Below are 12,244 nucleotides of genomic sequence, written 5' to 3'. Positions count from 1 at the left end.
GCGTGCCAGTGACTAGTCCACCTGAAGGTATGCAGCCTATATGTTTAGAAACTCACAATTTAAGTTATATTTTTCCGAACGGTCAAAAATTAACTTTTCCAGATATCACTATTAAACCCCATGAAAAAGTTCTATTAATGGGTGATTCTGGTAGTGGTAAGACTACTCTTTTTAAATTGCTTTTAGGTGAATTGAAACCTACAACTGGTGTAGTTGATTTTTTTGATCAGAATAAAAACAAACTTAATCCGCAAAACTTAAGGTTAGGCTACATTCCTCAATCACCTGTTTTGTTTTCAGTTAGTATCAAGGACAATATAACAATGTTTAATAAAGATCTAGAAGAAAATCTAAAACGAGTAATTAAAAATACTTGTTTTAATTATGATCTTAGCAAATTTGCTGAAAAAGAAGAAACAATTATTAACTTAAACAATTTAAATGTGTCTGGGGGGCAAAGACAAAAAATAGTTCTAGCCAGATCTGAAATTCATGAAAACCAGTTTTTGTTAATTGACGAAGGTACATCGGCAATTGATGAAGAAAATAGTGCAGAAATAATTAACAATATTGTTGATATTCCTATCACGGTTTTTATGATAGCGCACAATTTGTCTCAGAAAATTCAAAATAAGTTTGATAAAAGAATTAGTTTAAATAAAAAAACAAAATCTAATTAATCAAATAGTTTAGACTACCCTTACTTTTTACTTAATTGCTTTTAACTGTTTCAGTTACTTTGTTATAATAATAAAGATAGAGTAAAGGGTGCAAATTATTTATGGACATAACAAAATTACAAGATTATCAGAAGCGTATTCGCAATTTTTCCATTGTTGCTCATATTGATCATGGTAAGTCTACGATTGCCGATCGAATTTTAGAGTTGACCGATACGGTATCTGAACGCCAATTAAAAAATCAGATGTTAGACGATATGCCTTTGGAACGCCAACGCGGCATCACCATCAAGATGAACTCAGTAGAAATTAAATATCATGCGCAAGATGGCGAAGACTACATTTTTCATCTAATTGATACACCAGGACACGTAGATTTTTCTTATGAGGTTTCCCGTTCCTTAGCAGCTTGTGAAGGTGCATTGTTAGTTGTAGATGCTTCGCAAGGTGTGCAAGCCCAAACTTTGGCAAATACATACTTAGCAATTGATGATGACTTAGAAATTTTGCCTGTTATAAATAAAATTGATCTGCCTTCAGCTAATCCGGAGCAGGCTAAAGAGGAAATCACAGAAATGTTGGGGTTAGATGCTTCCGACGCTGTTGAAGTTTCCGGTAAAACCGGGCAGGGAATTAAGGAGTTGCTTGAACGCATAGTTAAAGATATACCAGCTCCTAGTGGAGATCTCCAAGCACCGTTAAAAGCGTTGATTTTTGATTCAAAATATGATGACTATCGCGGTGTTGTTTTATCTGTGCGGATTGAAGAAGGTACGGTTAAACCCGGCGATAAAATAAAAATCATGAATACTGGTAAGGAGTATGAAGTTACTGAAGTTGGAGTTTCCAGTCCACATCCGGTTAAAAAAGATATTCTAATTGCTGGGGATGTTGGTTACTTAACGGCAAACATCAAGTCCGTTCGTGAAACTCGTGTTGGTGATACTATCACTGCCGCAGAACATCCAACCGCGGAACCACTTCCCGGTTATCGTCAGATACCACCAATGGTTTATTCAGGTATGTATCCCGTAGACAATGCAAAATATGATGACCTTAAGGAAGCTTTACAAAAATTGCAGCTCAATGATGCAGCTTTAGAATTTGAACCTGAAACTTCAACTGCTTTAGGCTTTGGTTTTAGGTGCGGCTTTTTAGGTTTACTCCACATGGATGTGGTGCAGGAAAGACTTGAACAGGAATTTGACCTAGACTTAATCATGACTGCCCCTTCTGTTGATTATCATGCGATTATGAATGACGGTACGACCAAAGTAATTGATAATCCTTCTGATTTACCGTCTGCAGGTGAATATAAGGAAGTGCAGGAACCTTTTGTTAAAGCAGAAGTAATGGTTCCGAATGATTTTGTCGGTCCTGTGATGGAATTATGTCAACGCAAACGGGGCGAGTTTGTGACAATGGACTATTTAGACAAATATCGGGTTAACGTAATTTACAATATGCCGCTAGCCGAAATTATTTATGATTTTTTTGATGATTTAAAATCTTCCACTAAAGGTTATGCCTCACTTGATTATGAAATTACGGGTTATCGGGCAACTGATTTAGTTAAAATTGATATTCTTTTGAATAAACAAGTGGTCGACGCTCTTAGTTTCATTGCTCACCGTGATGAAGCTCAAAATAGGGCGCGACAAATGACCTCAATGCTTAAGAAGTTAATTCCTAGACAGAACTTTGAAGTTGATATTCAAGGAGCAATTGGAGCAAAAATTATTTCTCGTGCCACTGTTAAGCCATACCGCAAGGATGTTACTTGGAAAATTCATACGGGAGATCCTGATAGAAGGGCAAAGCTGCTTGAAAAACAAAAGCGGGGTAAAAAACGGATGAAAGCAGTGGGTCATGTAGAAATTCCCCAAGATGCTTTTATGGCTGTCTTAAAAATGAATGATGACGATTTAAATTAAAATAAAGATAAGTAACGACAAAAGGCTGAATTAAATTAATGATTGAATGGCGCAAACGTAAAGGTGAAGAATTAGCTCCTGCTATAATTGAGAAGTATCAGCTTAGCCCAATAACGGCTAAGCTGCTTTCTTTGCGCGGAATAAATACTGCGGAAAAAATAGATTATTGGTTTAATGCCACTGAAGCTGATTTGGCTGATCCCTTTTTAATGCATGACATGAAAAAGGCAGTTAACAGAATTAATCAAGCAATTGATGCAGGAGAAAAAATAACGGTCTATGGTGATTACGATGCTGATGGTATTACTGCCACCACTATTATGCTGGAAACACTGGGCATTTTAGGTGCCGACGTACATTTTTTTATTCCCGATCGTTTTAAAGATGGCTATGGTCCAAATCTTGAATCCTACAAAAAAATTGTAGCAGATGGGACTAAACTGATTATTACTGTAGATAACGGGATTACTGGGGTTGACGAGGTTGCTTTTGCCAAAAGTAAAGGTGTAGATACAATAATTACAGATCACCATAAATTTCAAGAGCAAGTTCCTGACTGTTACGCTTTGGTACACTGCAATTATCCTGAACAAAAATATCCGTTTGATGATTATTGTGGGGCAGGTGTTGCCTACACTATTTGTCGGGCGTTAATGCAGGAACCAATGCCTGAATTATTGGAATTAGCAATGATTGGCACAATTGGTGATATGGTCAAGGTGTCAGGAGAAGGTCATGTAATAGTAAAACGTGGCCTTAAAATGCTTAATGAGACTGAGCGGCCGGGACTAAGAGCTTTAATAAAAAAAGCTGGTTTACAATTAGGACATATTGACGAAACTGATGTTGGCTTTAATATTGCACCAAGATTAAATGCTGTGGGCAGACTTGCCAATGCTTCTCTGGCAGTGGAATTACTATTATGTGATACTGATGAAAAAGCCGATGAGATAGCTACTAAAGTTGAAAAATTAAACGATGAACGCAAAAAATTGACTGCAACTGTTTTTCAAGAATGTCTTGAACAAGTTAAAAATAATGGCTGGGAAAGAAGTCAAACTCTGGTAATTTATCAACCAGATTTTCATGAAGGCGTCTTGGGTTTAGTAGCAAATAAGGTGGTTGAGAAAACTCATAAACCTACCATAGTTTTAACCAAAAATGAAGCTGGAATTATCAAGGGGTCTGGGAGATCCGTTGCCGGTTATAATATTTTTAATGCGCTAAATCCCTTAAAGGACAAACTATTTTTGAAATTCGGTGGGCATGATTTTGCTTGCGGATTATCAATGACTGAAGAAAAAATTCCTTCTTTAAGAAAAGCCTTTGAAAATAATTTTAATGGTTCATACAACCAGAATATCAGAGATTACGATTTTGAATTACCGTTTGCTAATCTTGATTTAAAGACTATTGCGGAAATTAAATTGGCGGGTCCTTTTGGCACAGATAATGTGGAGTCGGTGTTTAGCATTAAGCATCCTGACATCACTGGCTGCTTTTACATGGGTGCAGATAAGAATCATATCAAACTGACTGTCAGTAAAAGCAATAAGAAATTGGATGTGGTAGGTTTCAATAAAAAAAACTTAACCAGAGCCCTGTTACCATACATTGATCAGCTTTTTATTGGCTTACAAGAAAATTGTTTTCGTAATCAAACTAAAGTGCAAGGTATAATTAAAGGTATCGTTTTTGCAGCCCCTAAATTAGCTGTTCCTGCACCAGTTATTGATTTACGATCTGAAAAATATGTAATGGGTTTTGCGGATAGGTATCTTTTATTTGACGAAAAAAATAAGATCTCTGCTTCTACAAAATATGATATTGATCCCGCAAAAATTACGCTGATTAATGATTATGATAGTGAGGGCGAGGTAGCCGTCTTTCTTGACGTTCCCCATAATCAAAGTGAATTAGATGCAGCATTGACTAATAATTACGCTCAGCTTTACTTACGGTTTATTTTGGATCAATTACCGGTGACGCAGATGCCTGTGAAGTCAGATTTTGAGAATGTATTGCGCTACGTATATACACATCCTGGCTTAACGATCGAGGATTATCGCTTAGTTGGACCTTTTCTGCAGCAGAGTTATGATCATATTCTATTTATTTTACGTGTATTTTCTGAGCTGCATTTTATTAAAATAGCGGACAACAAAATCTATGCTGTTAAACATCCTGCTAGAAGTAAGTTAACAGCTTCACGATATTATCTTGCCACTAGGTCACAAATTGCCTTCATTCGTGAATTAAGGAATATGTCTAGTAAAAAATTGCTAATGTACGTGAATGAGCAATTAAAGCAGCATTAATTTTTCACATTATTAGTGCTTTTAATCCTGAAATCTGTTAGAATATTTAGGTCGGATAAGCTTTAGCAAGAAAGTTAAGTTTTGGAGGTTTTTTCTTCTTATGGCAAACGATTTTGAGAAACATATTGCAAGTGTTAAGGATTTCCCTAATAAGGGGATCATTTTTCGTGACATCACTCCTATTTTACAGGATGGCAAATTGTTTCAAGCAGCTACTCATGAATTAGCAGAATATGTTAAAAGCAAAAATGCTGATGTCATTGTAGGTCCCGAGGCCCGTGGTTTTATAGTTGGCTGTCCCGTAGCTACTGAATTGGGTATTGGTTTTGTACCTGCTAGGAAACCACATAAGTTACCTAGAGAAGTGGAACGTGCTTCTTATGATTTGGAATATGGTTCTAATAGTTTGGAAATACATAAAGATGCAATCAAACCAGGTCAACGTGTGGTAGTTTGTGATGATTTACTTGCTACAGCAGGAACTCTGAGAGCATGTAAGCAACTAATTGAAAATTTAGGTGGAGAATTAGTTGGGTCTGCTTTTTATATTGAATTACCTGATCTAAAAGGAAAAGAAAAATTACCGGGACTTGATGTTTACTCATTAGTTAAATACCACGGTGCTTAAGTGAATAACATGCAATTAAAAAGTTCCCTGAGGGTCAATCTCTTGGGAACTTTTTTGGTAGTTAAATTGACAATTTTTATTGCTTTCAGTGATATTAATATAGTAGCTTCTTCTACTAAGAAAAGGTAACTTACTTGACTATTGGTTTTAATAATCGTTAGAATACAACTACGGTAGTAATAAAAGCGTTTTTTTAAGAGGAGGATATAAGACATAATTAAAGTATAATTTTATCATTGTTGTAAGCGCTTGCTAAATTTAGTAATTTCTGTTGAAAAAGGTTACCATACTTTGTAGTTTGATAGGTAGTGGCTAAGTGAAAATATAAATTAGCTTAACCTAAATAATTTATTTACTGAAAAAGCATTAATAATAAGTTTGTTACCTTGCCCCATAGTGCATTATTAATTTAGAAAAACAACGCTAATTTATAAGCTGTCAGCTATGATAGCTTTTTGGGAGTGAATAGATATGGATAAAATCAGAATTGGCAAAAGTGATGTTTACACAACTAAGTTGGGTTTAGGAACAAATAAAGTTGGGGGACATAACTTATTTAAAAATTTAAATGAAGAAGACGGATATGATTTACTGCGCGAGGCTCTTAAGCAGGGCATCAACTTTTTTGATACCGCTTATGTCTATGGGCTCGGCAGATCCGAAGAGATCATTGGGGACGTCTTGCAAAATTATGATCGCTCAAAAGTAATTATTGCTACTAAGGCTGCCCAAGATAAGTCACAAAATATGGCACCTAATAATAGTGCCACTTTCATTAAAAAAGCCGTTGATGAGGCACTTTTACGTTTGAAAACAGACTATATTGATATTTTTTACTTACATTATCCGGATGAGAATACACCCAAAGATGAAGCAATTGAAACTTTAGATGAAATTCGCAAAGCTGGTAAAATTCGGGCTATTGGTGTTTCTAACTTTTCTTTGAGCCAAATTAAAGAAGCAAATAAAAATGGGAAAGTTGATATCGTTGAGGATCATTATAGTTTGGTGCGCCGGGCTCCTGTTAAGGAAGAATTGGAATATTTACATGAGCAAAATATTTCATTTGTGCCATTTTTCCCGTTAGCTTCAGGTCTGTTAACTGGTAAATACGGCGCTGGTGATTGGGACAAGTTTAACAGTACTGACGGCGGAAAACTGCTGGGTGATTTTAACGAAGACCGGTATGACAGAGCAATCAAGGGTATTGCGGGTATCCGTGAGATAGCAACTAAGCATGAGGCAACGGTTACCCAGACTGTTTTGGCATGGTATATGGCTAATCCAGCTATTAGTGTCGTGATTCCGGGTGCGCGCAACGCTGACCAGGTCAGAAGCAATGCGAAAGCCATGTCAGTTAAATTGTCACCAAGTGAATATCAAGAAATTGATCAATTGTTTAGTGATTTTTAAAAGCCTAACGAAGATCTATTTTTAGTTTTTTGAGTTAAAAGTCTTGTGAGAGCAAGGCTTTTTTTTATTGAGTAAAAATTAGTTGAAATAAGGTTAATCTGTCTATACACTCTTTTGATAGCGTTTACTGAAAAATGAAAATTTTTTCTTTTTTGAAGTGCAAATTTTTTACAAGCTGGGGGTCAAGTATATATAATGGTACAGTATTTCAAAAAAAGGAGAATAGAGTAATTTGCAATTAAGAAAAGCAACTATGGCCGATTTTGACCAAATTATCGCTATTTTGAAAGACGGTGCCAATCAATTAGCTGAGCACGGTGTTAACCAGTGGCAAGGTGAATATCCGTCAAAAGGACAAATTAAAGAAGATATCGAAAATGGCTGGGCGTTTTTAGCCGTATCTGAAGATCAAGAAACGGTTGGAGCAATTGCAATTGTTGACGGACCGGATCAAATTTATGATCATTTAGATGGTGAATGGCTATGCGACACTGATAAATATGTAGTTATTCATCGTGTGGCAATTCACTCACAGCATTCTGGTAAAGGCTACGCTACTAAGTTATTGCGGGCTGTTATTAATGATATTAAAGACAATCGTGCTGATATAGATTCGATTAGAATTGATACTCATGAAGATAACCAAGCAATGCAACATCTGATTGCAAAAATGGGATTTACCAAAGTGGGTCTGTTACACGGAGTTTATCGTCCAGACGAAACTTCATATGTGTATGAATTAAAGAAATAATTTCGTTATTTAACACATTTAAAATCAGTAAATTTTACTGATTTCATAGCAAAAAAATAAAACTAAATAGTTTACATTAGTTATTTTATGTATTAAGATAAACATAACGAATGTAATTTAAAGCATAAATAATGTAGCCCGTGCTACATGTTTATGCAGCATTTGTTATAAACGTACAACCAGCGAAAGGGGGGATATGAGGGTCATTGGTAAAGTAAAATTTATTTTTGCTGTTGACTCGCATCTTACCAAAATTAATTTTCCTGATTAATTTAACTATTTTTTCCTATTCTAAATTATTATACCAAATAGCATATACAAAACCTTTTTACCGATGTGATGGAAAATTCAGGAACTCATCGGTATACCTTAAAAAACCTGATTTTGGAAAAAGTCCAAGATCAGGTTTTTCTTTTGCTTTATTAAATTAATAAACTAGCGATTTTTCATTATCGGCTGATAAAAGAGGTCAATAATGATAGCGGCAATCAAAGCAGCAGCGAACGTTAGTAATAGATTCGTCCATGTAATTTTAGTCATTGCTATGCCAAATAAAGCTAATATTACTGTTAAAATTACATCACCTAACTGAGTTAGACCAACAGCCTTTGACGGGTAATCCTGCCAAAAGTAGCGCTTAGTTCTGGTGATTAAGATAATAAACATAGCACTTAAGACAAGGTAGACGTAGACCATGGTTGACACTGTACCGTGACTATAACCGTGAGTATTAAGATATGCAATAGCAAAGATGCCGATGGCCGTCCATCCGAAAGCAAGTGAAAAAGCAATTTTGGCTAAGCGGGCCATATTCCAATTTTCAGGCTTATAGGTAATGTGAGTCCTATCCGTACCAATCATCATTGTGACCATATTATTCATAATTGTATAAATAACCATTGCATTTAACGCCATTGGGATATAGTTAAAGAAAAGATAACCGAAGGTCAAAAGCATAGTTAATTGCGCAGTTCTCGCCAATTTAGTTAACGACCAGGTTGTCATTCTTTGATAGACCCTGTGACCAGCGTCAAGAATTTTAACAATTGAAGATAAACCATCATTTAGAAGAACCATCTTGCCTGACCGTTTGGCAACGTCAGCAGCGTTGGAAACAGCAATTCCGACTTCAGCTTGTTTCAAAGCGGGGGAATCGTTAACACCGTCACCTGTCATGCCGACGATATAGCCTTTTTTCTGGAAGAACTTAACCATCTTTAACTTATCTTCTGGTAAAACATCCGCAATACCCGCTAATTTACTGGTATCAGTTTCATCATTAAAATCATGAATTGATATGACATCGCCTTGTAAATCGACTTGCTTAGCTACGGCTTCAGCAGTCTTTTGGTTGTCACCTGTGAGCATAATTGGTTTAACGCCACGCTTTTTAAGCTCACCAAGAGATTTTTTAGAATCGGGACGCACCATATCCTGCAAAATAAAGACCCCGGCTAATTTATCGTCAATCAGTACAGCAACTGAGCGTCCCGCACTAAAATCAACGTCTTTAGCTATTTCATTAGCATTCTGATCAATGAGCGAGAGCTGCTTAAAAGATCCCAGCTTGATATTGTGCCCGTTATAATTAGCCATTGAATAACCAGTACTAGAAGTAAATGGCGTAAAGTCAGTACCTGTCTTCACTTCAAGTCCTAAACCAGTTACATAGTCATCAATCGCCGTATCAATAATTTTTTTATTTCTTTGATCTGTTGCAGCCGCCGCCAATTCTAGGGCTTGGTTATTATCTAATGAACTAAAATTAGTCCATTGCCCAACAGCTGTTTTATTTTGTGTGATTGTTCCCGTTTTATCTAGCAAAATCAGATTAAGGTTGGCTGCGTCCTGAATACCGGTAAGATCTGATGTTAAGACGCCTTCTTTACTTAGACGGGTTGCCTCAAAGGAATTTGAGAGTGCAAAAGTTGAGGGCATAGCAACAGGGATGGAAGCTATAAACATCATAGCTAAAAATGGCAACATATTAATTAAATTGTTGAGGTCGCCACCTTTGAAAAAGGATGCCACAACGATTACTAGTGTCAAAATACCATCTAAAATACATAGATAATAAATGATTTTGGTTAATAATTGTTGTAGGTGTCCCGGAGCAGCTGAATTATTAATCAGGTTAATTGTCTTACCAGAACGCGAATTTGCTCCTGTAGCTGTGACTTGAGCAAGTCCATTTCCTTCAGTCACAGTTGTACCTGCATAAGCTGTATCCTGCGGATTTTTACGAACTGTCTTGGCCTCGCCAGTAATCGAACTTTCGTCAGTAGAGATCTGACCTTCAAGTAATTTCACATCTGCTGCTAGGACATCACCAGCCTGCATGCTGATTAAATCACCTGGGACTAAATATTTGGAATCAATATTTTGCCACTTGCCGTCTCTTTGGACAGAAATAGAAGGTGTCAGCTTATGGGAAATATTGTTTAATACTTTGCGTGACTGCTTTTTCTTAGAAGCACCGTTCCATGCGGCAAAAAGCAACATTAAAAGCACAAACAATGATTGAATCCACTTACCTAATATGCATTCCAGAAGGAGGGCAGCTTCTAAAATCCAGGCCGATAAATTCCATAACTTAGATAAAAATTCTTTGAAAAAGTTAAATTGAGGTTCAGGAACTTCATTTAAACCATTTTTTTGAAGAAGTTTATCTGCTTCGGCTTGGCTTAAACCCTTAAATTTTTCAGACATATTACTACTTCCTTAGTTTTAAATACTGCACTTAAAGTAGCATAAATAATTGACTTTTGCTAGCAAATAAAATAGATATTGTTGCTATACTCGTAAAAAATTATGAAAAGTGTATAATAAAGGTATACTAGTGTATTGATACACTCAGAATTTAAATTAAGCAGTTATTTTAGCTAATCTGCTAAATCTATAAAACCAAATTGGATAAGGAGTAATCATGAATTTTAGAAAAATATTTTTTGTCTTTGTGTTAGCAATTGCAGCTTTCTTTTGTTTTCCCTTTTTTATTCATAATGAAATTTTCGATCGTTTCAATCTTACAATTCCCGAAACTAAAAGTTATGCTCAAGTAGAAAAGAATACGCAAAAGTATTTTAACGTTCAAGCTTATGATGCCAAGACTGGTAAGAAACTTCCATATAGGATCAGAAGAGTAGGTGGTTACGATCCTTCTAAACAATATATCAAAATTGATCATAGAGGTCAGTATGTTAAGAAAATTCAGTATGTTTCAAAGAGAGAATTCAACAAGAAAGTAAATAATAATTAGTTTTAATAAATTTGCAGATCTTGCCACATTGTCTGTATCATATTTTAAAAATTATTGGTTATTTAGCATGAAGAACTTAATGAACAGATATTGTAAAAGACTAGTATTGATTGTATTTTCTATTGGCTTGTTAAATAGGCGAAACAAAAAGGCTTGCTTTAAAAGCAAGCCTTTTATTGTGAGCTTATGATAATATTTTGCTTTTGCTTAACAACCATCTAAAACAAATGAGGTGTGTTGTTATAATGGCTAAAAGTTCTAATCATCATCAATTTAACAACCATCTAAAACTATTAACTTCGGGAAACTCATCAAAAATAAGTTCTAATCATCATCAATTTAACAACCATCTAAAACTGCCCTCATAGGCAATTAGAGTGGAGCCAAGTTCTAATCATCATCGATTTAACAACCATCTAAAACAAGCAATGCAAAGCATATCTTTAGGCTATGGTTCTAATCATCATCGATTTAACAACCATCTAAAACTATAAATGGTCATAAGGTATTTTATGCAAAGTTCTAATCATCATCGATTTAACAACCATCTAAAACATAAATTGACAGCGTCCATGTGTTTCTGTGGTTCTAATCATCATCGATTTAACAACCATCTAAAACCAACAACGGTACATGGCTCAATCCTATGAAGTTCTAATCATCATCGATTTAACAACCATCTAAAACCCGTTGTGCCTCATCCGGAAGGTAATCAGTGTTCTAATCATCATCGATTTAACAACCATCTAAAACTTTGCTGAATGTTTATCATCCCCTTTTAGCGTTCTAATCATCATCGATTTAACAACCATCTAAAACTTTCTTCAAATTTAGTTTTCAAAACTAAATGTTCTAATCATCATCGATTTAACAACCATCTAAAACTCACAATGGATAGAGGTTGGCAGTCAATCAGTTCTAATCATCATCGATTTAACAACCATCTAAAACCGAAAGAATGCAGGAAATAGGCGATAATTAGTTCTAATCATCATCGATTTAACAACCATCTAAAACTGGCTTGCGGGTGCTTGCGGGTGGTGGTCAATATATTAATGTTCTAATCATCATCGATTTAACAACCATCTAAAACCCACACCTTGACCACCTACCAAGTCTAAAAGTTCTAATCATCATCGATTTAACAACCATCTAAAACATTTGGATTGATACTAATCAACCTTATATAGTTCTAATCATCATCGATTTAACAACCATCTAAAACGTGTAACGTACAGATATCTGTTTTGGTTAGGTTCTA

The 12,244-nt window shown here is 35.5% G+C and carries 8 protein-coding genes and 1 CRISPR repeat array; of the genes, 7 read left to right on the top strand and 1 reads right to left on the bottom strand.

The genetic code is table 11. The features are described from left to right. The first annotated feature begins 8 nt into the window (after window positions 1-8). From H3T47_RS09265 to H3T47_RS06515, 6 genes are all read left to right on the top strand, one after another. On the top strand, window positions 9-680 hold the full coding sequence (locus tag H3T47_RS09265; RefSeq protein WP_370567580.1) for an ATP-binding cassette domain-containing protein: 672 nt from the start codon (window positions 9-11) through the stop codon (window positions 678-680). A 101-nt stretch (window positions 681-781) separates the two neighbouring features. Continuing rightward, the gene (lepA, locus tag H3T47_RS06535) at window positions 782-2,614 is read left to right on the top strand and encodes a translation elongation factor 4 (protein ID WP_199282936.1); all 1,833 of its coding nucleotides are present in this window, start codon (window positions 782-784) and stop codon (window positions 2,612-2,614) included. Window positions 2,615-2,655: 41 nt separating this feature from the next. After that, a complete protein-coding gene (gene recJ, locus H3T47_RS06530; RefSeq protein ID WP_199282995.1) occupies window positions 2,656-4,932 on the top strand; it encodes a single-stranded-DNA-specific exonuclease RecJ in 2,277 nt (758 codons plus the stop codon). Between the two features lie 100 nt (window positions 4,933-5,032). Next, window positions 5,033-5,560, top strand: a complete 528-nt coding sequence (locus tag H3T47_RS06525; protein ID WP_038522915.1) for an adenine phosphoribosyltransferase — start codon at window positions 5,033-5,035, stop codon at window positions 5,558-5,560. A gap of 471 nt (window positions 5,561-6,031) precedes the next feature. After that, complete coding sequence (locus tag H3T47_RS06520; protein ID WP_199282935.1) at window positions 6,032-6,973, top strand: aldo/keto reductase; 942 nt, start codon at window positions 6,032-6,034, stop codon at window positions 6,971-6,973. A gap of 232 nt (window positions 6,974-7,205) precedes the next feature. Beyond that, a complete protein-coding gene (locus H3T47_RS06515; RefSeq protein ID WP_199282934.1) occupies window positions 7,206-7,724 on the top strand; it encodes a GNAT family N-acetyltransferase in 519 nt (172 codons plus the stop codon). 435 nt (window positions 7,725-8,159) lie between these two features. Here the strand turns inward: H3T47_RS06515 and H3T47_RS06510 are convergent, their stop codons facing one another. Further along, complete coding sequence (locus tag H3T47_RS06510; RefSeq protein ID WP_199282933.1) at window positions 8,160-10,433, bottom strand: HAD-IC family P-type ATPase; 2,274 nt, start codon at window positions 10,431-10,433, stop codon at window positions 8,160-8,162. Window positions 10,434-10,650: 217 nt separating this feature from the next. Here H3T47_RS06510 and H3T47_RS06505 point away from each other — a divergent pair, with 217 nt between their 5' ends. Further along, a complete protein-coding gene (locus H3T47_RS06505) occupies window positions 10,651-10,983 on the top strand; it encodes a YxeA family protein (RefSeq protein WP_199282932.1) in 333 nt (110 codons plus the stop codon). A gap of 189 nt (window positions 10,984-11,172) precedes the next feature. Next, a CRISPR array of direct repeats spans window positions 11,173-12,208; the repeat unit is 36 nt; unit sequence GTTCTAATCATCATCGATTTAACAACCATCTAAAAC. Window positions 12,209-12,244: the final 36 nt, after the last annotated feature.

It is taken from the genome of Lactobacillus sp. W8093 (assembly GCF_016100925.1).
GTDB lineage: Bacteria > Bacillota > Bacilli > Lactobacillales > Lactobacillaceae > Lactobacillus > Lactobacillus helsingborgensis.
This window is presented reverse-complemented; position numbering and strand designations above follow the sequence as displayed.

What these genes read in the sequence shown, in the direction of transcription:
- H3T47_RS06505 (WP_199282932.1), top strand. Translation starts at nt 10,651, where the DNA reads ATGAATTTTAGAAAAATATTTTTTGTCTTTGTGTTAGCAATTGCAGCT.
- H3T47_RS06525 (WP_038522915.1), top strand. Translation starts at nt 5,033, where the DNA reads ATGGCAAACGATTTTGAGAAACATATTGCAAGTGTTAAGGATTTCCCT.
- lepA (WP_199282936.1), top strand. Translation starts at nt 782, where the DNA reads ATGGACATAACAAAATTACAAGATTATCAGAAGCGTATTCGCAATTTT.
- H3T47_RS06510 (WP_199282933.1), bottom strand. Translation starts at nt 10,433, where the DNA reads ATGTCTGAAAAATTTAAGGGTTTAAGCCAAGCCGAAGCAGATAAACTT.
- H3T47_RS06520 (WP_199282935.1), top strand. Translation starts at nt 6,032, where the DNA reads ATGGATAAAATCAGAATTGGCAAAAGTGATGTTTACACAACTAAGTTG.